19 protein-coding genes and 1 pseudogene are annotated in these 22,980 nt (G+C 59.4%); 13 read left to right on the forward strand and 7 right to left on the reverse strand.

The window, feature by feature from the left end; all coding sequences use genetic code 11:
- Positions 1-33 precede the first annotated feature (33 nt).
- A complete protein-coding gene (locus B3I26_RS18090; protein WP_296259596.1) occupies positions 34-696 on the forward strand; it encodes a TetR/AcrR family transcriptional regulator in 663 nt (220 codons plus the stop codon).
- 38 nt (positions 697-734) lie between these two features.
- Here the strand turns inward: B3I26_RS18090 and B3I26_RS18095 are convergent, their stop codons facing one another.
- Positions 735-1,373, reverse strand: coding sequence for a TetR/AcrR family transcriptional regulator (locus tag B3I26_RS18095; protein ID WP_296259597.1), 639 nt, complete (start codon positions 1,371-1,373; stop codon positions 735-737).
- A 320-nt stretch (positions 1,374-1,693) separates the two neighbouring features.
- Between B3I26_RS18095 and B3I26_RS18100 the strand changes: the two genes are divergently transcribed.
- The 10 genes and pseudogenes from B3I26_RS18100 to B3I26_RS18145 all read left to right on the forward strand — a co-directional run bounded on the left by B3I26_RS18100 (position 1,694) and on the right by B3I26_RS18145 (position 15,149).
- Positions 1,694-2,764 (forward strand): HlyD family secretion protein, encoded by a 1,071-nt coding sequence (locus tag B3I26_RS18100; RefSeq protein ID WP_296259599.1) that lies wholly within the window; start codon positions 1,694-1,696, stop codon positions 2,762-2,764.
- Positions 2,761-5,517, forward strand: coding sequence for a ribosome-associated ATPase/putative transporter RbbA (gene rbbA, locus B3I26_RS18105; RefSeq protein WP_296259601.1), 2,757 nt, complete (start codon positions 2,761-2,763; stop codon positions 5,515-5,517). The genes B3I26_RS18100 and rbbA overlap by 4 nt, the downstream gene beginning before the upstream one ends.
- Position 5,518: 1 nt before the next feature.
- Positions 5,519-6,643 (forward strand): ABC-2 transporter permease, encoded by a 1,125-nt coding sequence (locus B3I26_RS18110; protein ID WP_296259603.1) that lies wholly within the window; start codon positions 5,519-5,521, stop codon positions 6,641-6,643.
- A gap of 128 nt (positions 6,644-6,771) precedes the next feature.
- On the forward strand, positions 6,772-8,310 hold the full coding sequence (locus B3I26_RS18115; RefSeq protein ID WP_296259605.1) for an esterase/lipase family protein: 1,539 nt from the start codon (positions 6,772-6,774) through the stop codon (positions 8,308-8,310).
- The gene (locus B3I26_RS18120) at positions 8,265-8,651 is read left to right on the forward strand and encodes a hypothetical protein (RefSeq protein WP_296259606.1); all 387 of its coding nucleotides are present in this window, start codon (positions 8,265-8,267) and stop codon (positions 8,649-8,651) included. The genes B3I26_RS18115 and B3I26_RS18120 overlap by 46 nt, the downstream gene beginning before the upstream one ends.
- On the forward strand, positions 8,648-9,679 hold the full coding sequence (locus tag B3I26_RS18125; protein WP_296259607.1) for a DUF4105 domain-containing protein: 1,032 nt from the start codon (positions 8,648-8,650) through the stop codon (positions 9,677-9,679). Before B3I26_RS18120 ends, B3I26_RS18125 begins: the two co-directional genes overlap by 4 nt.
- Before the next feature lie 115 nt (positions 9,680-9,794).
- Complete coding sequence (locus B3I26_RS18130) at positions 9,795-10,832, forward strand: zinc-dependent alcohol dehydrogenase family protein (RefSeq protein WP_296259608.1); 1,038 nt, start codon at positions 9,795-9,797, stop codon at positions 10,830-10,832.
- Positions 10,833-10,878: 46 nt separating this feature from the next.
- Positions 10,879-12,129 carry an acetate/propionate family kinase gene (locus B3I26_RS18135; RefSeq protein WP_296259609.1) on the forward strand — a complete coding sequence of 417 codons (1,251 nt, stop codon included), beginning with the start codon at positions 10,879-10,881 and terminating at the stop codon, positions 12,127-12,129.
- A 39-nt stretch (positions 12,130-12,168) separates the two neighbouring features.
- Complete coding sequence (locus B3I26_RS18140) at positions 12,169-14,664, forward strand: phosphoketolase family protein (protein WP_296259610.1); 2,496 nt, start codon at positions 12,169-12,171, stop codon at positions 14,662-14,664.
- A gap of 161 nt (positions 14,665-14,825) precedes the next feature.
- Positions 14,826-15,149, forward strand: a pseudogene (locus tag B3I26_RS18145) (DHCW motif cupin fold protein).
- A gap of 171 nt (positions 15,150-15,320) precedes the next feature.
- Here the strand turns inward: B3I26_RS18145 and B3I26_RS18150 are convergent.
- Positions 15,321-17,633 carry an acyl-CoA dehydrogenase gene (locus B3I26_RS18150; RefSeq protein WP_296259611.1) on the reverse strand — a complete coding sequence of 771 codons (2,313 nt, stop codon included), beginning with the start codon at positions 17,631-17,633 and terminating at the stop codon, positions 15,321-15,323.
- Between the two features lie 114 nt (positions 17,634-17,747).
- On the opposite strand from B3I26_RS18150, the gene B3I26_RS18155 reads away from it, so the two are divergent.
- On the forward strand, positions 17,748-18,380 hold the full coding sequence (locus tag B3I26_RS18155) for a cysteine hydrolase family protein (protein ID WP_296259613.1): 633 nt from the start codon (positions 17,748-17,750) through the stop codon (positions 18,378-18,380).
- A 1-nt stretch (position 18,381) separates the two neighbouring features.
- Here the strand turns inward: B3I26_RS18155 and B3I26_RS18160 are convergent, their stop codons facing one another.
- The 5 genes from B3I26_RS18160 to B3I26_RS18180 all read right to left on the reverse strand — a co-directional run bounded on the left by B3I26_RS18160 (position 18,382) and on the right by B3I26_RS18180 (position 21,937).
- The gene (locus B3I26_RS18160) at positions 18,382-18,711 is read right to left on the reverse strand and encodes a hypothetical protein (RefSeq protein ID WP_296259615.1); all 330 of its coding nucleotides are present in this window, start codon (positions 18,709-18,711) and stop codon (positions 18,382-18,384) included.
- 65 nt (positions 18,712-18,776) lie between these two features.
- Entirely contained in the window at positions 18,777-20,111 is a 1,335-nt protein-coding gene (locus tag B3I26_RS18165; RefSeq protein WP_296259616.1) for an amidohydrolase family protein, read from the reverse strand.
- A 343-nt stretch (positions 20,112-20,454) separates the two neighbouring features.
- A complete protein-coding gene (locus tag B3I26_RS18170; RefSeq protein ID WP_409521985.1) occupies positions 20,455-20,724 on the reverse strand; it encodes an FAD-dependent oxidoreductase in 270 nt (89 codons plus the stop codon).
- The gene (locus tag B3I26_RS18175) at positions 20,721-20,888 is read right to left on the reverse strand and encodes a rubredoxin (protein WP_296259617.1); all 168 of its coding nucleotides are present in this window, start codon (positions 20,886-20,888) and stop codon (positions 20,721-20,723) included. The genes B3I26_RS18170 and B3I26_RS18175 overlap by 4 nt, the downstream gene beginning before the upstream one ends.
- 146 nt (positions 20,889-21,034) lie before the next feature.
- Positions 21,035-21,937: an SDR family NAD(P)-dependent oxidoreductase gene (locus B3I26_RS18180; protein WP_296259619.1), complete on the reverse strand. Its 903-nt coding sequence runs from the start codon at positions 21,935-21,937 to the stop codon at positions 21,035-21,037.
- Positions 21,938-22,216: 279 nt separating this feature from the next.
- Between B3I26_RS18180 and B3I26_RS18185 the strand changes: the two genes are divergently transcribed.
- Positions 22,217-22,978 carry a TetR/AcrR family transcriptional regulator gene (locus tag B3I26_RS18185; RefSeq protein WP_296259621.1) on the forward strand — a complete coding sequence of 254 codons (762 nt, stop codon included), beginning with the start codon at positions 22,217-22,219 and terminating at the stop codon, positions 22,976-22,978.
- The last annotated feature ends 2 nt before the right edge of the window (positions 22,979-22,980 follow it).

Consider the following 22,980-nt stretch of genomic DNA (forward strand, 5'->3'; position numbering starts at 1 on the left):
TCATAATGTGCGGCCGAATCCTGATCCCTTCTCATGACAGACAAGAAACCCTCTTCATCACGTTCCCCTCAGCAAGCCCGTGGCCGTGAACGGGTGTCAGCGATATTGGACGCGTGCGCGCGCCTGATCGTGCTCGAAGGCGCCGCTCAGGTGACGATGCACGGCATTGCCCGAGAAGCCGGCACCTCGATCGGCTCGCTTTACCATTTCTTCTCGGACAAACAGCGGGTTCTGGAAGCATTGGGCGAGCGCCACATCCAGTCGCTCGCGCTCATTGCGAACGAGTTGATGGACATTGAGGACAGTGTCTGGGTCGCGCAGAGCGCAGAAGGCGTGATTGCCCGGCTCATTCTTCCAGTGCTGCAATACACCGAGCAGCATCGGGACCTGGTGTCACTGATTTATCCGCTCGATGGTGCGGATCGTTTGAGCAACCCCGATCTGCGCCTGCGCATCGAAGGCATTTACGCAAGAGTGCTGCAACTGCGGTTGCCTGTAGCCAGCGATGAGGCACGCCAGACGTATGTGCTGGCATTGATTGGGCTGCCCATTGGCGCCTTTCAGATCGCGCAGGAAAACAGCGCAGTGTCCAGGCGGATCCTGATCGAGGAGCTACCCCGGGCGTTGACCGCTTACCTGCGAGCGCTGGAGGGAATGCACGGGGTCGCAGAGGCTGTCTGCGCGACCGCGCCGTGAGGGGTGGATGGGTTGCCTTGGCGGCCTGTGTTCCCGGTTCACTGCGCAAGCAGTGATCGCCACAGCGCCTTCATGCCGCGCAGGAAGTGCTCAGAGCTGAGTGCATCACCGTCGAACTCCCCGAGCAGCGAGCGCATCGATACGGTCAGCGCCACCGCACCCGAGACATTGTAGAAAAACAACTCGGGATCAACGTCTTTAAGATAACCCTCGGCGATGGCGCACTCGACCGTAGGCAACAGGACTTGCTGCGCGGGCCTGATCAGACGCTCGTAAACATACTGGAATCGCTCATCGCGCTGAGCGATTTCCTTTATCACGAACATGGCCATTTCCGGCGATTGGGCCGAGAAATCGATCATCTGGTCGATCGCCAGTTGAAGTCGGTCCATAGACGATGCGCCAGCTAACTCGGCGGGACTGCGAGATCGACTGAGTTTCAGCACAAACTTGCTGGCGATGTCATCGACCACCGCCTTCCAAAGCTCCAGCTTTGCGCCATGGCGATGCGCGATCAACGCCACATCGACATTTGACGCGGTAGCGATACGGCGCAGGCTGGCGCCTTCGAACCCGTGCATAGCGAAGCACTTCAGGGCTGCCTGGAGGATGACGTCGGGTTTGACCTCTTCGGCTTTTGGCGGCCTGCCGCGGCGTTTGGTGGGCTCATTGGGCATGGGTGGGATTGACCTGGTCCAGACGATTGGTTGACATGGTTGGCTAAGCGACGCTTTAATCAACGCTCGATGAATTAATGTTCATGTTGGGCTAATCCTAGCATTCGCCCTCGTGGGCGTCTCACTTTCGGGCGGCCCGCCGGTAAGGTTCAGGCGCTGTCGTTTCAGGAAAAGCCAGCCACTGCGACCCGGATTCGTCACTGCACATCGGTGTCTCGATAGGCCCCGGACGTGTTGTCATGCTCCACAGCCCGGTGGCATTGACCGTGATTGGCGGACGCCTGAGCTGATCGTAAAGCCCACTGACCAAGGTCATTTTCATGAAAGTAACCGGTAGTAAGCTGTTTGTGCCTTTGGCTGTCGTCATTGCGTTGGTTGCAGGCTGGTTTATCTGGAAAGCCTTGAATCCCGCCGGATTCGGCGATGGGTTCGTCAGCGGGAATGGGCGTATCGAAGCCACCGAGGTGGATGTCTCGACCAAACTTGCCGGGCGGATAGATGACATCCTGGTTCAGGAGGGCGACTTCGTCGAGCGCGGGCAGAAGCTGGCGAACATGCAAATCCAGACGCTGACGGCCCAGCGCGATGAAGCCGCGGCGCAGCACCAGCAGGCCATCAACACAGAGTTGGGCGTCAAAGCGCAGGTGATGGTGCGTCGCAGTGACAAACTGGCCGCCGAAGCGCTGGTCGCTCAACGGGAAAGTGAGCTCGATGCGATGAAGCGCCGATTGAGGCGCTCCGAAATGCTCTCCCGCGAAGGTGCCCTGTCGACCCAGCAATATGATGACGATCGCGCCAACGTACGCAGCGCGGAAGCGACGCTCAAGGCCGCTCAAGCTCAGGTCGCGGCTGCCCAGGCGTATATTGAAGCGACACAGGCCCAGGTCGTCGGTGCGCAATCGGCAGTGACCGCAAGCCTGGCCACGATTGCTCGCGTGGAGGCCGACATCAATGACAGTCAGTTGGTCGCGCCACGCGCCGGCCGCGTCCAATACCGAGTTGCCCAGCCTGGCGAAGTGCTGGCGGCGGGCGGCAAGGTGCTCAATCTGGTGGATCTTTCCGATGTGTACCTGACGTTTTTTCTCCCGGAAAGTGTGGCCGGACGCGTCGCGCTGGGCAGCGATATCCGTATCATTCTCGATGCGGCACCGCAGTACGTGATACCGGCCCAGGTTTCGTTCGTGGCCAGCGTTGCGCAATTCACGCCAAAGACCGTTGAGACCGCCAGCGAACGTCAGAAGCTGATGTTCCGGGTCAAGGCGCAGATAGACCGCGACCTTTTGCTGCGCAACCTCACACAGATCAAGACCGGGCTGCCCGGCGTGGCCTGGGTCAAGCTTGACCCGCAAACGGAGTGGCCGGCTGAGCTGGCGGTGAAAGTCTCCAAATGACCGACCAAGCCCGAAGCCAATCGTTGCCTGGCGTTGCCAGCGTCACGGACGTGGTGCTGGCCTATGGAAAAACCGAGGCACTGGCCGGCGTCACGCTGGAGATCCCCGCGGGCAGGATGGTCGGGCTGATCGGCCCGGACGGTGTGGGCAAATCCAGCCTGTTGTCGCTGCTGGCCGGCGCCAGAGCGATACAGCAAGGGCAGGTGAGCGTGCTGGGCGGCGATATGCGTCAGGTCAGCCACCGCAATCGGGTCTGCCCGCGGATTGCCTACATGCCACAGGGCTTGGGCAAGAATCTCTACCCGACCCTGTCGGTCGAAGAAAACCTGCAGTTCTTCGCCCGCCTGTTTGGCCATGACGCTGCCGAGCGCCGCCGTCGTATCGATGATCTGACCCGCAGCACCGGGCTGTTCTCGTTTCTGACCCGGCCCGCCGGCAAATTGTCCGGCGGCATGAAACAGAAACTGGGCCTGTGCTGCGCATTGATTCACGACCCTGACCTGCTGATTCTGGACGAGCCCACCACTGGCGTGGACCCTCTGGCGCGGGCTCAGTTTTGGGACCTGATCGGCAGCATAAGGCAGCAACGGGCGGGCATGAGTGTCATCGTTGCCACCGCCTACATGGATGAAGCGCAGCGTTTCGACTGGCTGGTGGCGATGGACGCTGGCAAGGTCCTGGCCACAGGGTCGCCTGCGCAGCTGCTGACCAGCACCGGGTCCCACGATCTGGAGGCAGCCTTCATCGCCTTGCTGCCGGAGGAAAAGCGCCGTGGTCACCAACCGGTGCATATCGACCCGCTGGAGGATGTCGCTGAACCGCAGATCGCCATCGAAGCCCGGGACCTGACCATCCGCTTCGGTGATTTCGTGGCAGTGGATCACGTCAGTTTCCGCATTCGTCGTGGGGAAATCTTCGGCTTTCTTGGTTCCAACGGCTGCGGCAAATCCACCACCATGAAGCTGCTGACCGGCCTTTTGCCGGCCAGTGAGGGCACCGCCAGCCTGTTTGGGCGCGAAGTCGACCCCGACGACATCGGGACCCGGCGCAGGGTGGGTTACATGTCCCAGGCGTTTTCCCTTTACAGCGAGCTGACCGTTAGGCAAAACCTGGTGTTGCATGCGCAGCTGTTTCAGATGCCGGAACAACAGATCAGCCCGCGGATCAACGAACTTGCCGAGCGCTTCAATCTTGCCGATGTGCTGGAGAGTCTCCCGGAAAGCCTGCCGCTGGGGATTCGTCAGCGTCTGTCCCTGGCGGTGGCGACGGTACACCGGCCCGAGCTGCTGATCCTCGATGAACCGACCTCTGGCGTCGATCCCATCGCCCGCGATGGCTTCTGGAACTTGCTGATCGAGCTGTCGCGACGTGATCGCGTGACCATCTTTATCTCCACCCACTTCATGAATGAGGCTGAGCGCTGCGACCGCATTTCGCTTATGCACGCAGGCAGGGTTCTGGTCAGCGACACCCCTGCACATATCGTTGAGCAGCGGGGCGCAAGTTCGCTGGAACAGGCCTTCATCGCTTACCTGCAAGAGGCTGCCGGCAAGCCCGACGAAGCGCCGAGCGAGACGCCTTCACCCGCAATCGAGCTCAAGCCTTCCGGTTCAGCGGGCGAACCCAGGTTCAGCTTCAATCGCATGTTCAGTTACCTGTGGCGCGAAGCCCTGGAGCTGCAACGTGACCCCGTGCGCGCCACGCTGGCGCTGATCGGGTCACTGGTGTTGATGCTGGTGATGGGTTTTGGTCTTAGCATGGACGTGGAAAACCTCAGTTACGCGGTGCTGGACCACGACCAGACAGAGCTGAGCCGCAACTACGCGCTTAACCTTTCCGGCTCGCGGTATTTCAAGGAGATGCCGCCATTGGCCGGTTACGAGGATCTGGACCAGCGCATGCGCAGTTCGAAGATCACCCTGGCCATCGAGATACCGCCGGGTTTTGCTCGCGACCTGCAAAGGGGCGCGCCGGTGCAGATAGCGGCGTGGATCGACGGCGCCATGCCGTCCAGGGCCGAAACCATACTCGGCTACGTCCAGGGCATGCACCAGACCTGGTTGCAGGATCAGGCGTTGCATCGCCTGGGGGCTGCCAGCACCGACAGTTCATTCAGCATCCAGACCCGCTTTCGCTACAACCCGGATGTAAAGAGCTTGCCTGCCATGGTTCCGGCGATCATCCCCTTGCTGCTGCTCATGCTGCCCGCCATGCTCACCGCGCTGTCGGTGGTGCGGGAAAAGGAGTTGGGCTCGATCATCAATCTATACGTCACGCCGGTGACGCGGACCGAGTTCCTGTTGGGTAAACAGCTGCCGTACGTGGCATTGGCAATGATCAACTTTTTGCTGATGACCTTGATGGCGGTGACGCTGTTCGATGTACCGGTCAAAGGCAGTTTCATGACCTTGCTGCTGGCTGCGTTGATTTATAACGTCATCGCCACCGGCATCGGCCTGCTGGCATCGACCCTGACCAGCAGCCAGATCGCGGCGATGTTTTTTACCATGATCGGCACCATGATCCCTGCGATCCAGTTCGCCGGGCTGCTCAACCCGGTGTCCTCGCTGGAAGGCGCAGCCCGATTCGTCGGTGAGCTGTATCCGGCGACGCACATGCTCAATATCAGCCGCGGCGTGTTCGGTAAATCCCTGGGGTTCGACGACCTGCGTAACGAGTTCTGGCCGCTGTTGGCCGCCGTGCCGTTGATTCTGATGCTGACGGTTGCGCTGCTCAAGAAACAGGATCGCTGACATGCAATCGCTCAAGAATATCTACCGGCTGGGCATCAAGGAACTGTGGAGCCTGGCCCGCGATCCGACGATGCTGGTGCTGATCATCTATACCTTCACCTTTTCGGTCTACACCGCCGCAACGGCCCAGCCGGACGTGCTGCACATGGCACCCATCGCTATTGTCGACGAAGACCAGTCGCCGCTATCCGGGCGCATCGCTTCGGCGTTCTTCCCACCGCAATTCACCACGCCGATGATGATCTCTCTGGAGCAGGTGGATGCGGGTCTGGACGCGGGTGACTACACCTTCACGCTGACCATTCCGCCGAATTTCCAACGCGATGTGCTGGCGAACCGGGTAACGGAAATCCAGCTCAACGTCGATGCGACGCGCATGTCCCAGGCGTTTACCGGCAGCGGCTATATCCAGCAGATGGTCAATGACGAAATCACTGAATTTGTGCAGCGATACCGCGGCGCCCAAGCCCTGCCTGTCGAGCTGGTGACCCGCATGCGTTTCAATCCCTCCCTTGAGCACGCCTGGTTTGGCGCGTTGATGCAGATCATCGACAACGTGACCATGCTGTCCATCGTGCTGACTGGCGCGGCGCTGATTCGCGAGCGTGAACACGGGACTATCGAACACCTGTTGGTGATGCCGGTGACCCCTCGGGAAATCATGCTGGTCAAGGTCTGGTCCATGGGGCTGGTGGTGCTGACGGCGGCCGCGCTGTCGCTGGTCTTCATTGTCCAGGGCTTGCTGCATGTGCCGATCGAGGGCTCTATCCTGCTGTTTCTGGCCGGCGCTGCGCTGCATCTGTTCGCGACCACGTCCATGGGGATATTTCTCGCGACGCTGGCACGCAGCATGCCGCAGTTCGGCATGTTGATGATCCTGGTGCTGCTGCCGCTGCAGATGCTCTCCGGCGGCAGCACGCCGCGCGAAAGCATGCCCGAACTGGTGCAGAACATTATGCTGGTCGCGCCGACCACCCACTTCGTGGAGCTCAGTCAGGCGATTCTTTATCGCGGGGCAGGGGTGATGGTGGTGTGGCCGACGTTCCTGACGCTGCTCGTCATCGGCTCGGCCCTGTTTGTGATTTCGCTGTCGCGCTTTCGTAAAACGATCAGTCAGATGGCGTGATAACGCTGTCCACTCAGGCGGGCAGGTTGTGAAGTTGTGAAGTTGTCATTTTTCATCGGTCAGGGGTTTTTGTGTCGTTGCATCAGTTGAAGGGGACCTCTTGCGCTTGCCAAGGCGCCATATTGATCATGCTGGTGGCGGGTGTCGCAGGTTGTGCCGGGGTTAAGGTCAACACCATTGATAATCGCGATTATCTCGCGCTTCGGCGCGGCGACGTGTTGACGTCTGGGCAACTCAGCGCAGCCGCGCGCACCGCGTTGCAGGTTGCGGGTGTCGAAGAAACACACTGCGAAGAGGCGCCACAGGACTGTCGTGAACAGGTGCGTAATAACACCGGGTTGGGCGAGGAACAGCGGCTTGCCACGCTGTCTGAATTGTGGCTGCAAGAGGCTCAGCATGCCCACGGTCCATTGACTGCCGAACAGCGTACCGACGCATTTCTGGAAAGCGCGCGTTATGCCTACGCCTACCTGTTCATGACCGCAAGAACACCGAGTCAGCGAGCATTGGAAGATCGCCAGTCCCAAGTCCGCGATTACTACAATTTCTCCGTTCAGCAAGCGCTCGGCGAGTTGTTCGAACGGTATCGGGGGCACCCGCCGAAGGCCGAGGACGGCCACGCAAACTTCCGACTGCGAACAGGTCGCTGGACAGTGTTCGGGCGCATGGAGAATGTGCGTCTGGCCAACGCGCGTTCGTTGCCTCAGGCACTCATTCCGGCCTCATCCCTGTCCTTTGCTGGCCTGCGCAACCAGTATCGCCGTGACGGAATCGGTGCCGAGCTGGTTGCGGTGACGGCGAAAAAGGTGGTTGACAGCGATAGCGATGAACAGCCCTGGAGCGAGACGCCTTTTCCGGCCCTGACTGCCGTTGCGCGCTTTCCCGGCCAAACCCTTGAGCAAGTACTCGCCACCGACGAAGTCGAAGTGCTGGCCTATGACCCCTATCGTCAGGACGCTGTCACGCTTGCCGGCAACGAAACACCGTTGGCGGCAAACTTTACCTCGGGCTATGGTCTGTGGCTTGCGCGCTCCGGATTTGCCCGCCAGTCGTTGTTGACGCTGGTAGGCAGGGGTGAAGTCCTGAAAAAGCCTCATCTGTATCTGTTGCAGCCCTATGATCCCAACCGTCATGTGGTGATCATGTTGCACGGTCTGGCGAGCAGTCCCGAGGCCTGGATCAACGTTGCCAATGAGGTGCTCGGTGACGAAAACCTCAGGCGCAACTACCAGGTCTGGCAGCTGTACTATCCGACCAACCTGCCGCTGGCCTTGAACAACGCCACGATCCGAAAGGTCATCGAACAGACGCTGCAGCACTTCGATCCCGATCAAACCGCACGGGCCAGTCACGATGTGGTCCTGGTGGGGCATAGCATGGGCGGTGTGCTGTCCCGTCTAATGGTGTCGACTTCCGGGGCCGGGATACGCGACACCTTGCTCGCCAGGTACAAGATGAATAATCAACAGTTGGCGGCCGCGCGAAACCACCTTGACCCGTATTTGCAATTCAATCCTTTGCCGCAGGTCAGCCGCGCGGTTTTCGTCGCCGCGCCGCACCGGGGAACGCCCTTTGCCGAGAACCGTGTTTCGCGCTGGGCTGCCGGGTTGGTGCGTTGCCGGTGTCGGTGCTCGACCGGTTCAAGCAGCTCGCGCAGTTGCTGGTAGTGCCAGGCAGCGCGTCCTCTGCGGCCGTGGCCCGGCCATTAAACAGCATCGACAACTTGAGCAACCGCGATCCGTTCGTCATGGCAGTCGCAGACCTGCCCATCTCACCTCAGGTCCGCTATCACAGCATTATCGGTAATCACACGCCGTCCCTTGCACTGACCCTGTCCGATGATGGGGTAGTGCCCTACGGCAGTAGTCATCTGGCGGGTGCCGAATCGGAAAAAATAGTGCCCTCCGGGCACAGTGTTCAGGACACACCGCAGGCGATTATCGAGATCCGGCGAATTCTCCAGCAGCATCTTCACGATCTGCAAGCGCCGACAGGGAGTCAACCATGAGCCTCGCCAGCAAGGTTATCGGCACACTTCTGCGCGGCCTGGGAACCGTGACAGGTGGCGTGTTGCTCGCCTGGGGCGCATTGGCACTGAGTTATCGCCTTGCGCTGCCGCCGTGGGCCAATCATGCAGCTGTCTTTGTCTGGTGCTTATGCGGCGTGGGTCTGGTCCTTCTGACGTGGAGCGCACGGCCCTTGCGCGCCATTCTCGGTTACGCCGTACTCCTGGCCGGTATCGGCGTATGGTGGAGCACGCTCACACCGTCGAACGCGCGCATCTGGGCCGATGACGTTGCGCAAATGACCTCAGGGGAAATCAACGGCAACCAGCTCACCCTTCGCAATGTGCGCAATTTCGAGTGGCACACGGATGACGATTACCAGATACGGTGGGAGACACGTGAGTACGACCTGGATCACCTGGCTTCGGTGGACCTGATCACGTCGTACTGGGGCATGCCCGCTATCGCTCACGTCATGGTGTCGTTCGGTTTCGATGACGGTCGGTTTCTTTTATTCAGCGTCGAAACGCGCAAAGAAAAAGGCGAGAGTTATTCTGCGATCGCCGGTTTTTTCAAACAGTATGAAGTCAGCATCCTGGCGACTGATGAGCGTGATGCGCTGCGGGTTAGAACCAATGTGCGCGACGAGGACGATTATCTCTATCGCGTGGCATTATCGGCCTCTGCTCGCAAGGCTTTGTTGTTGTCCTATGTTGAACAGACCAATGATTTGTTGAATCACCCGCGCTTTTACAACACCGTCACCGCCAACTGCACCAGCATTGTCTTCGACATGATGAACGCCATCGTCACAGGCCTGCCGATGGACTACCGTTTGCTTCTGACCGGTTACCTGCCGGGCTACGTTTATGATGCCGGGGGCTTGCAGCCAGGTTATTCGCTTCAGGCGTTGCGTGATGCAGGTCGAATTACCGAGCGTGCCCAGTCGCAATCCGGCAAGGCTTTTTCTGCGCGCATTCGCGAGGGCGTACCGGGTTGGTCAGGCTTTGATTTATTCAACGGTCGATGATTTAATCGGTCCAGCCTTCACTCTGCGGGTCAGGGAATAATCAGCGCCTCGAAGAAGGCCACCGGTCCAGCACGTGCATCCCATACTGATGTCCCATCGGATAAAGGAAGAGAATGTGAAAGCCCTCGTCTATCAAGGCCCAGGCGTTAAAGTCTGGACCGACAAGCCCGTCCCGCTCATCGACAAACCCACTGATGCCGTCATTCGCCTGTTGCACACGACGATATGCGGCACTGACCTGCACATTCTCAAGGGCGATGTCCCTGCCGTGACGCCGGGCCGGACACTGGGTCATGAGGGGGTTGGTATCGTCGAAACGGTAGGATCGGCTGTACGCAATTTCAAGCCTGGCGATCACGTGCTGATCTCCTGCGTCACGTCCTGCGGCAGCTGTCCCAATTGCCGCCGACAGATGTATTCCCACTGCGCTGACGGCGGCTGGATCCTGGGCCATCTGATCGACGGCACTCAGGCAGAATACGTACGCATCCCGCATGCCGACAATAGCCTTTATCCGGTTCCAGCCGGGGCGGACGAGCAAGCGCTGGTGATGCTCAGCGATATCCTGCCGACCGGCTTCGAAATCGGCGTGCTTGCCGGCAAGGTCAAGCCTGGCGACAGCGTGGTCATCGTCGGCGCCGGGCCGGTAGGCATGGCTGCGTTGCTGACCGCCCAGTTCTATTCACCGGCTACGCTGATCGTGGTCGACGGTGACAGCAATCGACTTGAGGTGGCCAAGCGCTTTGGCGCCACTGACGTGATCGACATCAAGACCGAGAATGCCATTGAGCGTATCTTTGAATTGACCGATGGCGTAGGTGTGGACGTTGCCATCGAGGCGGTGGGTATTCCGGCGTCGTTCGATACCTGCCAGGCGGTGATCGCGCCCGGTGGCAACATTGCCAACGTCGGGGTGCATGGCAAGAGTGTCGAGCTGCATCTGGAGAAGCTGTGGATTCAAAACATCAACATCTCCACCGGGCTGGTCAACACCAATACCACTCCAATGCTGATCAAGACCGTGCAGGCCGGCAAGATCGATGCACGTCAGTTGATCACTCATCGCTTTGCCCTTGATGACATCCTTCAGGCGTACGAGATTTTCGGCAATGCGGCTCAGGAGAAAGCAATGAAGGTGATCCTCAGCCAGTAAGACGTGAGCCAACAAGCGTGCCCACCCCGGATACCAGGAGCTGTGAATGGCAACCCCGACTTCACCCGCCCAGATCAACGGTTCGTTATTGGTGCTCAACGCTGGTTCCTCCAGCCTGAAATTCTCGCTGTATCACGCTATCGCCATTGAACGGGGTGAGCCAGTGGCGCTGGGGCAGGGTAGTGTGGAATGGCGGGCAGGGCAGTCGGTCCTGGCGTTTACCGACGCACAGGGCCAGGTTATCGAGGAGCACTGGCCACTCCCGGCGGAAGACAGCGACCCCCTTGAGCATTTGCTGCCTTGGATCGAGGCGCACACCGGGGGGCCGCTGATCGCAGCCGGACACCGTGTGGTGCATGGGGGCTCGCGTCGAGACGTTGCCGCTCTGGTCGATGGGACCCTGCTGGCCGAACTGCAAGCGCTGACGCCTATCGCGCCGCTGCATCAGCCGCTGTGCATGGCGCCGATTCGCTTTCTGGCCTCCAGGCACCCCGGATTACCCCAGGTGGCCTGTTTCGACACCGCTTTTCATCACACGCTCGACCCCCTTGAAACCCTGTATGGCCTGCCTCGCCAAATGACCGAGGACGGCGTGCGTCGTTACGGTTTTCATGGGCTTTCCTACGAGTACATCGCTGGCGTGCTGGGCCAATACGACCCTGCCGCTGCAGCGGGACGAACCATCGTCGCGCATCTGGGTAATGGCGCCAGCCTGTGCGCCTTGCACACCGGGCGCAGTCGCGCCACCAGCATGGGCTTCACGACGCTGGACGGGTTGCTGATGGGCAGCCGCCCCGGCCATCTTGATCCTGGCATCCTGCTGTACCTGATGCGCGAGCGCGGGATGTCCGCGCAAGCGCTCGAACACTTGCTGTATCACGAGTGTGGTCTGCTGGGTGTGTCAGGCGGCATTTCCAGCGACATGCGCACCTTGCTGGCCAGCGATCACGCAGCGGCCCATGAAGCGGTGTCGCTGTATGTTCACAACGTGGTGCGGGAGATAGGCAGCTTCGCCGCCGTACTGGGTGGCCTGGACGCCTTGGTGTTCACTGGCGGCACTGGTGAACACGCAGCCCCGGTGCGCGCCGCGATCATGCGCGGTTGCGCCTGGCTGGGGCTGGAATTTGACGAAGCGGCTAACCAGTCATCCGCTTCGCGTCTTTCGTCAGCGCGCAGCCCAGTCAGGGCCTGGATGATCCCCACCGATGAAGATCGGGTCATTGCGCGACACACCTTAAAGCTTCTACCAAGACCGTGCTCGCCAGTCACCCCGATTGACCATGAATTCCCGGCCTGAGCCGGGTCCTTTCCATCGTCACCTTTTCGTGGAGTCGCTATGTACACTTTCAATCCCGCATTTTCCAGCGCCGATAACGCAAGCCCAGTCAGCCCGCAAACGCCCGTGGCAGACGGCCCGTTGTCGACCGACTTGCTCGACCGGATGCACCGATATTGGCAAGCCGCCAACTATCTGTGTGTCGGGCAGATCTACCTCAAGGCCAATCCGCTGTTGCGTGAGCCTCTGCAAGCCGAGCACATCAAGCCACGGCTGCTGGGGCACTGGGGCACATCGGCAGGGCAGAACTTTATCTATGTGCACCTGAACCGGCTGATCAGCGAACAGCGGGTATCGATGGTTTACATCTCGGGGCCGGGCCACGGCGGGCCGACGCTCAACGCGTGTGCGTGGCTGGAAGGGACCTACAGCGACGTGCATCCGGACATCACCCCGGACGAGCCCGGCATGCTGCGCTTCTTCCGCAGTTTCTCGACGCCCGGTGGGGTGCCCAGCCATTGTGGCCCGCATACGCCCAACTCGTTGCATGAGGGGGGCGAACTGGGCTACTCCCTGGTGCACGCGTTCGGTGCGGTCTTCGATAACCCCGACCTGTGGGTGGCATGCGTGATTGGTGACGGCGAGGCCGAAACCTGTCCGCTGGAAGGCAGCTGGAAGAGCGTGCGCTTCCTGGACCCGCGTCGCGACGGAGCGGTCCTGCCGATCCTGCACCTCAATGGCTACAAGATATCCGGCCCCACGGTTGAGGCGCGGACCACCGATGCCGACCTGATTGATCTCTACCGTGGGCGCGGGTACGAGCCGCTGATTGTCGCCGGGGATGACGTGCCTGGCATGCATCAGCGCTTTGCCGCAGCCCTGGACGCGGCGTATGCAAAGGGCCGGCAGATCCAACAGCAGGCCCGGGAGCAGGGCGATACCTCTGCCCAGCGTTGGCCGATGATCATCCTGCGCAGCCCCAAAGGCTGGACCGGCCCTAAGGTGGTCGATGGCCTGCCGGTGGAAGGCACCTTCCGCGCGCATCAGGTGCCCTTGGCTAACGTCGTGCAGAACCCCGATCATCTGGCGCAGCTGGAAGCATGGATGCGCAGCTACCAGCCGGATAAGCTGTTTGACGACAAAGGCAGCCTGGTCGCTGAACTGCAGGCCTTGACGCCTCCTGCGCAGCTACGTCTCGGTGCGGTTCCTTACGTCAATGGCGGTCGACTGCTCACGGCGCTGGACCTGCCCAATTTCGCCGACTATGGCCTGCACGTTCCGGGCCCTGGCGAAGTGATCGCCGAAGCGCCGCGCAAGCTGGGTGAATATTTACGCGATGTCATTCGCGCCAACCCGCATAATTTCCGACTCTTCGGCCCCGACGAAACCAATTCCAACCGCCTGAATGCAGTGTTCGAAGCCACCCAGCGAACCGCCGCAGGCCCATTGCTGGACATCGACGACCATCTGGCCCGCGACGGTCGGGTCATGGAAGTGCTCAGCGAGCACCTGTGCGAAGGCTGGCTAGAAGGCTATTTGCTGACGGGCCGCCACGGCATGTGGTCGACGTACGAAGCCTTTGCGCAAGTGGTCGACTCCATGGTTACGCAGCACGCCAAATGGCTGCAACAATGCCGCGATTTCGCCTGGCGGCGGCCGTTGGCCTCGCTCAACATCCTCTTGACCAGTCATGCATGGCGCAATGACCACAACGGTTTCAGCCACCAATCGACCGGTTTCGTCGACAATGTGCTGCAACGCCGCTCTGACGTGGTGCGCGTGTATTACCCGCCGGATTCCAACTGCCTGGTTAACGTTTTCGACCACTGTTTGCGCAGTCGCAATTACGTGAACGTGGTCACCTGTGGCAAGCAACCGGATTTCCAGTGGCTGAATTTCGATCAGGCCCTCAAGCATTGCTCGCAGGGCGCATCGGTCTGGGATTTCGCCACCAACGATGGCGGGGCAGAGCCGGATATCGTGCTCGCCTGCGCCGGAGATGTGCCAACCACCGAAGCGGTCGCGGCCTCCTGGTTGCTACAGAAACACGTACCCGGTATTCGTGTTCGCCTGGTGAACGTGGTCGATTTGAGTATCCTGGCCAGCCCCGACGACCGTCCTCACGGCATGGACCACGTTTCGTTCGAAGCGCTGTTCACCCGCGAGGTGCCGGTGATGTTTGCCTTCCATGGTTCCACCTGGGTAATTCACTCCATGGTGCATGGGCGCGCGAACGAAGCGCGTTTTCACGTACGCGGGTTCTCTGATCGTGGGACCACGACCACGCCGTTCGACATGGTCGTGCTGAACAACATGAGCCGTTATCAGCTTGCCATCGATGCGTTGTCACACGTGCCGCGATTACGTTCCAGCAGCCTGGACGCGATGAGCTACTTCGAAGACCAGCTGCGCCGGCACCACACGTATATCCGCGAACATTTCGAAGACATGCCAGAGATTCGCAATTGGCACTGGACCGCCGACTTCACGCAACCGCAGTCCCCGCCGCCGTTGGCCAAGGGCCAGGCGCGCGGGCAGACGTTCACGGATGCCTAACGGCGAACCGGCCGGCATAAGTGGTCGCTAGGAGGAGGGCGCGGCCACTGGTCTTCGATTTGCGCGGCACGTGTATCCCATAAATGCGAGCCCTCTGTGTCCATCGCCTCACATCGTCGCTCGGAGACGGTTTGCATTTATCGGGTTTCGGGAGAACGACCGTGGATCTTGCTGCAATCCCATTCGGTACCCTCGATTGGGCGACGATAGAGCCGGTGGCGCAGGCGGACAGGCACAGCTCAGCGGCGTAACTGCCCACTCGCTTCAACCCGTGCGCGGCTGGTCGGTACAGCCTTGGGTATTTTGCCAATCATCGGTTTTGGAGGGGGCACATCCTGGTTTGCCTTGAGGGGCAGTTGCATACCGAAATGGAAGATGGTCGTCAGTTCATGTTATCGCCGGGCATGCGTTATCAGGTCGGGAATAACGCCGAGGGACATCGGTCATTCACCAGCTCTGGGGCGAAGTTGTTCATTGTGGACTAATCCTGGCCGCGCACCCGCATAACATGTCCCACCATTCGTTTGTGGTTAGCAGCCTCAAGCAAGCGGCCTCATATGCGAGCGGGCAATCGCGGTTTTGCGGCTAGCGACAACAAGCGTCAACCCGTTCCAGCGTCATATGCTTCCCGCGTGAAACGAAGGCTTACGCGCAGGTTATCTGATCGATGGCATGCCAAGAATGGTACGGGCGAGGATGTCCCGCTGGACCTCATTGGCCCCCGCGTAGATCGTCACCGGTAGGCTCATCATCCGCATCCAGTGCAAATCGGTGGCGATCCCGCAGATGTTGGTATCGCCGACGACTGCCCCCGCCTCATCGGCAATCTCGATGCAGAACTCGGTCACCCTTTGCAGTAACTCACCTACGTAAACCTTGAGCATCGACACGCTTGGCCCAGGGTCCCGCCCGTTCTGGCTGACCTGATCACAAATGCTGTTATATAACCGCAGGTAGTCGTGCATATCGACTTGCAGGATCGCGAGCCGGTCGGTGATCCCGGCATCATTTTGCAAGGCCAGCGCGGCGACCAGTCGCTCGCTCAGGTCCAGTGCTCGCAGAGCCATTGCAGGGCTACCAAGCCAGATTCGTTCATGACCCAGTAGCGATTTGGCGATGGACCACCCCTCATCCAAAGGTCCGACCAGTTGGGTGACGGGAACACGAACACTGTCGAAAAAAACTTCGCAAAACTCGTCTTCTCCCGCGATATTGGCTATGGGACGAATCGTCACGCCGGGACTGTTGAGGTCGATCAGCAAAAAACTGATGCCTTGCTGCTTGCGTTCGAAGGTGCCAGTGCGCACGAGAGCATAAATATGGCTGCAGTCTTTGGCGTGAGTGCTCCAGATTTTCTGGCCATCGACGACGAATTCGTCTCCCGCCCGGCGCGCGCGAGTCCCCAGGCTGGCGAGGTCCGAGCCCGCGCCCGGCTCTGAATATCCCTGGCACCACATGTCGTCGCAGGAGAGGATACGCGGCAGGTACCAGTCTTTCTGCGCTTGAGTACCGTATTTGATGATCGTTGGGCCAAGCTGGGTTTCGCCATTATCGATGATGCGTGCCACACCGGCTCGCTCCATTTCCTGCTGATAGATCATTTGCTTGGCGAAAGAAATACCCATGCCGCCATATTCTCTGGGCCAAGCCGGGGCACGCCAACCGTGCTGTAGCAGGCACCGGAGCCAGTTCACCTGGTCTTCGCCGCGCAGACGCAGGAACGGGCGTCGGTCATCCTGACGTAAGGAGGCGGGGTAGTGATCCACCAGCCAGGCTCGCAGGCGTGCGCGAAAATAGGTGTCGCTCCAGTCTCTCGGGTCTTCGGTGGCGAATGGTTCAGCGGCCGGAATGGGCGTGACAAGGTGTTCGCGCCGCGAGACGAATCTCCGACGATGGGCCCAGACGGACCCCAGCCAGGCACTGTCGCTGATTGCAGCGCGCAGATACAGGCCGATGTTCGACTCTTCCGCAAAGCCCATCGCGCCATGGAGCTGCACCGCTAACCGGGCCGTGTCGAGAGCTACCTGAGCATTACGCGCTTTGGCCGCGCTGATCGCTGATTCGGTCATGGCTGTGAGCGGTGATTGAACATGCTGTTGCGCCGCGTGGCGCCAACCGGCGTCCCCCAGGTGCTGCCCTATGCTCATGTCCACACAGCGATGCTGGACGCTCTGAAAAGCGCCGATGGGCCGGGAGAACTGCTTGCGCTCAGACACATAATCGAGGGTTTTCTGCAGGCAGCCAGTGGTTTGTCCATTCGAGTACGCTGCTTGTGTAATCCGGCCGACGGCGAGGCATTCCTGCCATGCCGTCAAAGCGGCATCCCCTTTGAGCAGCGGCGTCGCGCAGAGCATCGGAGCGCCGCTGAATGTAATGTCAGTCTGTTTGCCGTTGCCCACGGCGTAGTGCCGGACAGACACGCCAGGGGCGTTGGCTTCTAACGTTACCCACACGGGTTGGCCATTCTCCGTTGCCGATACCAGCAGGATCGACGACGCTTCATACCCGACGACAAAGACTTTCCGGCCATACAGACGTCCATTCTTCAACTCAGCGCCGCAAGGCAAGGTATCGACCTGTCCAGGCATTTCCTGCCAGGCCAGGGCGATCAAACGTTCACCTGACCTCAGAACCTCGGACAGTAGGCACGCATCCTCTTGCGGCAGATATCCGATAACGACTGAGGGCATCACGCTGCACGCGATAAACGGCTCACACAGCAGATGCTGGCCCATGATCTCGCAGAGTTCGCAGGCGTAGCGCACGTCCAGCCCACTGCCGCCGAGGGCCTCGGGCAGCATCAGACCGGTCCAGCCCATGTCGCTTATTGCCTTCCACACGGACATATCGACCGGACGAGGCTTTGCAATCCAGCCGCGCAACCTAGACAAAGAATGATGTTGCAGCACGTCTTGTGCGGAATCGCGCAGCATCGTAATCAGAGATCCATCCAATTCGGTCGCCATCATATCCCTCGAAAGAAAACGTATTTAGCTGACAGTATGTCAGCTATAGTGTTCTTGCAATTGTTTTTAATCGGGCTACCAGCGTCCATCATGGACGCCTGACGAGGGGAAAAATATATGGTGAGGGGGTTCGATCAGGAGAGGCGACCGGCGTTGCTGATCAGTGAATGCCAGCGGGGTGTGATCGACCCGGAACTGAGCGCTTTTCCGGGGCTTGTCGAGCAGGTTCAGCAACGAGACATCCTGGGTCGCATCAGTCGACTGGCACAATCGTTCAGGGCTGCCGGGCTGCCTGTCATCCATCTGCATGTGGTTCACAAGGCGGGCTATATCGACGTGCCTGAAACCAGCGCGATCATCGTCCGATCCATGCGCCAGGCGCGAATGCTGGAAGGCTCGGCGGACGTCGAGCCTGCCGGCCAGATGCGACCTCATCCGGGGGACGTCGTGCACGCTCGAAGCTTTAGCCTTGTGGGATTTCACGGAACGGAGCTGGATGCGATGCTGCGTCACATGGGTGTGAAAACGCTGGTGCCGGTGGGTGTATCCACCAACGTGGCGATTTCCGGCACGGCGCTATGCGGGTCTGATCTGGGTTATCAGGTTGTGATTCCGGTGGATTGTATAGCCGGCGCGAGCGCGGAAACTCACGACTTCATCGTGAAAAACCAACTGCCGCTCTACAGCACTTTGACGGACAGCCAGACGCTAATCGCTACCCTGGAAGCGCGATCCGGCACCACTTCATAACCTATGACTGTTTATGCACGCCCTCGCCAGTGCCTGATTGATCTGCAGGTTCAGACAGGTTGTCAAGCAAACGGCGGGCGCGCGCAGGGCCGATCAAGTTGCAAGCCGAGACGCCGTTGATCACAGCGAATAAAAAGTGGCGTGCATGTGCTTCGCTTTGCGGGTTGCCGTGGATGTGCCGCTCGAAGAGTTCGAGCAGTGTCGGTTCTTCAAACGCTGGAGGATTTTCCAGAAGTCGAATCAGTTGTTGCGCTTGTTCGGGCGTCAAGGGAGTCGGTGGTGTCTTTTTTGATTTGCATTGCGCCAGATGACGCTGATAGTCGTAAAGCATGTCAGCCTCCAACAGCGAAAAATCGAAGGAGCCGCGTTTGATTGCGGCTCCTTTAGCGAGCAGCCTCAGACGTTTTCCGCGGTGAGCTTGCCATCGTCCTGAGAGACCTTGGTGAACATCGCGATGATGTCCCCGGAGGTTACGCTGCGACGGGTCTCGCCCTCTGCCAGCGGTGCCGGGCCGCCATAGGATTTTTCGCGGGTGTCGACGTGTGTCGCCTGTTTGCGCAGTGCGCTGACGGTGCAATTCTCGCGTCCACCCATCATGCCGAAGGCGTCGAAGTTATAAAGGCGCAGGGCATTGGCATGGGTAATTTTGTCGATGGCGCTTTCAGACAGGCCCTGCAGCGATTTGACCAGCATGTCTGCCGACTCCGGCCAGATCGTGTCCGAGTGCGGATAGTCACACTCATAGGCAACGTTGTCTTCGCCGATTTCTTCCAGGTTCTTGATGCCGAATCGATCATCGATGAAGCAGGTCAGGAAGTGCTCGCGGAACACTTCACTTGGCTTTTTCTTGCCAAAATCGGCATAGGTCCAGGCCTTGTGATGCTCATGCACGAAATCGGCGCGTTCGAGGAAGTAAGGAATCCAGCCAATCCCGCCTTCGGACAACGCGATCTTCAGGTCAGGGTAGCGTTGTAACGCCTTGAGGTGCAGCCAGTCTGCAGCTGAATTGACTATCGAGATCGGCATGGTAATGATCCACGCGTCAATCGGCGAATGCTGCGAGGCATGGGGGGCCTGGGCTCCGGAACCGATGTGGATGTTGATCATCACTTTGTTTTCGGCACACACCTTCCACAACGGCTCCCAGTGCGAATCGTGGATGCTGGGCTGACCCTTGAGGGAAGGGTTGTCCGAGAAGGAAATGGCATGGCAGCCCTTGGCGACCACTCGCTTGATCTCCGCGACAGAAGCATTGATGTCCCAGTAGGGAATGATGGCGTTGGGAATGTTGCGTCCTGGATAGCTGCCACACCACTCATCGATGTGCCAGTCGTTATAGGCGCGCAACAGGGTCAGCGCATTTTTCTTGTTGTCGAATTGGTGGAACAGGCTGCCGTCGAACGTCACGACGCTCGGAAAGTTGATGGACGCGAGCAGACCATTGGCATTCATGTCCTCGATTCGCGCATCGATGTCCCACGCACCCTTGCGCATCTGCTCGAAGGAAATCGGTTCGCAGCCATATTCCTCACGCAGCCTGCCGACCACTGCGTTGAGCCCGATGTTACCTGCACGGCGGCCCTCGAAGAGCCAGAAGTCCGCACCGTTCTTGTCCTTAAGCACCTTGGGCGCAAAGGCCTTTTGCTCGACCGTCAAATGCTGCTCGAACATGGTAGGGGGTTCAACGATGTGGTCGTCGACACTCACCAGGATCAGGTCATCAACTTTCATGCGTTGTCTCCATCGCTCTAGCCGTCTCTGCCCGTTCAACGACGGGCTGTTCTGGACGGCTACGGTTTTTGTTGTATTCGCAGCCTAACGTTACTCTTGCTGGAAGGCAGGATCAACAAAAACAGACATATTGTCAGTTAATGCATGCTTCTAGGCGACCAGACTCAAGGCGCGTTCTTTCAGATTCATCCGTTCATCGTGCAGACATTCCGCCGAGACGCTTGCGGCAGACCGGGAAGCGTCAGTGTCGGGGCGGGGCGCCGGTACGCTAGTACCCATTGATCGTATGCAACGGATTGGCCGTTGCTCAGTTTTAGCAGCTAGCGTTGCGGGTCCGGCGCAGTCACTGTCTTGCCCGGCCATGACTCGATGCCGGCTTTTTCGTAAGCCGCGTCCGGTCTTGTACCGCCACGGAGGAGTCGATGAGCAAAGCCTTGGACAATGGAGGGCGATGATAGGGCGCGTGCGGTTCGTCACCGATTAGAACAATGCGGCCGGTATAACCTTGCTGCCGCAGCGCAACGGCGGAGTCGCCACCTGCATGTCCGATGCCCACAATGGCGGTTGATGGACGCACGCCCTTGTGTTCCTTGTTGTCGCGCGGCGTGCTCATGCCATCTCTACCATGGCGAAATCTTCTTTCGCCGCGCCACATTCAGGGCACAGCCAGTCTTCAGGCACGTCCTGCCATGCAGTTCCGGCAGGGATACCGTCGTCCGGTAGGCCCAAGGCTTCGTCATAGATAAAACTGCAGAAAAAACATTGCCACTTTTTCATGTCACACACCTTGGAGATGCTTGTTGTGATGTCGGCTTCGGTGATGGTGCGACCGTAAATTCGAAAGCGTCGGCCCACCGGCAGCTATTCCCACGGAAAGCCGGTACCGATGATCTCGGTTTCCGAGGCGTCCATATGCATAGTCATCACAGTGGGTCCCAAGTCGTCAGTTGTGGCGAAGGGACGTTATCGTAGAAGAACGTCTGCATGGCAGGAATGGCGTGTTCAGCAATGCCCTCAGGGGTCCAGCCCTCGCTTCGATGTACGGAACGGATCACCCTCGATTGTGAGAACAGATAGATTTCGTTGGCACGCACGCCAAAGATCTGCCCGGAAACTCCAGCACCTGCATCGCTGGCCAGATACACCGCGAGCGGGGCGATCTTGCGCGGTTCCATCGTTTTCAGTTTTTCCATGCGCGCGGCGGCTTCTGGTGTGTCGGTGGGCACCGAGGCGGTCATCGCCGTCCAGGCCCATGGCGCTATGCAGTTGGACCGCACGTTGTAACGCGCCATGTCCAAGGCGATGCTTTTGGACAGACCGACGACCGCCATCTTGGCCGCCGAATAGTTCGCCTGCCCTGGATTGCCGATCAGCCCGCTGGTGGAGGTCATGTGTATATAAGATCCGCTGGCCTGCTCCTTGAAATAAGGCGCGGCGGCGCGAGCGACGAAGAACGAGCCGTTGAGGTGCACATCGACGACCGCCTGCCATTCTTCCAGGCTCATCTTGAAGAAGAAACGGTCACGCACGATGCCAGCGTTATTGACGACGCAGTCAATGCGCCCGAAGCTGTCCAGCGCGGCCTGCACGATGTGCTTGGCGCTGTCCCATTGCGAGACATTGTCTGTACTGGCCACGGCCTCGCCGCCCAGTTCCCGAATGCGGGTGACCACGCTCTCGGCAGCGCTGTTGCCGTGTGCGTCGCGTCCTAGATCATTGACCACGACCTTTGCGCCGTGAGCGGCGAAAGCCAGCGCAAATTCCATTCCTATCCCGCTGCCAGCGCCGGTGATGACCACTACCTTATCCGCGACCATGTCTGACATAAGACCTCCTGTGCGATAGCGCCCGGACCGCAGCGCCAGGGTTTAGATGAAATGGAATTCTAGCACTATAACTGTCGAGTAGTCAGTTATGCTCGGGGCTTATCTGATAATTTTGCGGAAGGGCCCGTTTTTAGCTGAATGAAATCTCGCTGGCCTAGTCTGTATTTGGTATAACTGTTGCTTCATCCTTTTGTCGGAATGAGTAATGACGATCGATGGGGGGCGAGATCAGGTGCGCACCCTGGTGTGCGAAGCGTCCAGGACGGGTAAGGTAAAGCGATGGCATATGAAGTGACGATGAACAAACAGGGGCAGATTCTTGGGCGTAAAGGTCAGGAAACCCGACACAAGTTGATGATGGCCACCCGCAGGCTCTTGTTTACTCATCCGCTGGTGGACATTACCGCCGTGGCGATTGCAAAAGCGGCAGGGACATCATCGGCCAGCTTTTATATGTATTTTGACGACGTGCAGGATGTTCTCTATGCACTGGGGCTGATGGCGAACGAGGAAATGGCCGAGGTCGCCAAGCTGCTCGAAACTCCTTGGGCTGCAGGAACGTTCGAGAAAGAGGCGCTGGTGCTGATCGAGACGTTGAATGCCGTCTGGAGCCGTCATCGTGAGATATTGCGTTATCGCAATCTGGAAGCCGACCGGGGCGACCCACGCTTCGACGAATTGCGCATGAACACCTACATTCCTTTTATCGAACGGTTTGCCAAGCTGATCCTGGCGGTCAACCCGGCGGTCGGTGGTCGTAAACGCAGCGACGCCTATGCAGAGGCCACAGCCTTGCACGCGTCGATGGAACGTATGGCAGCAACCGACCCGATGTTGATGGAGCGCGGTCTGGGTGCCAAGCGCGTCAATGCGGCGATCGCCCGTATCATCGCGCAAACCTTGCGCGGCTCGAACGAAGAGCCGAGCGAAGCGGTCGCAAGCTCCGCGCCGACAGCCAAGGCCAAGCGGACCAAGGCCGTCAGTGAACCCGCAGAGCAAGCGTTGACTGCGCATTCGGGAGATGCCGCGGCTGCCAAGTAACG

Origin of the sequence: Pseudomonas sp. UBA5706 (assembly GCF_002419965.1) — a bacterium.
Taxonomy (GTDB): Bacteria; Pseudomonadota; Gammaproteobacteria; order Pseudomonadales; family Pseudomonadaceae; genus Aquipseudomonas.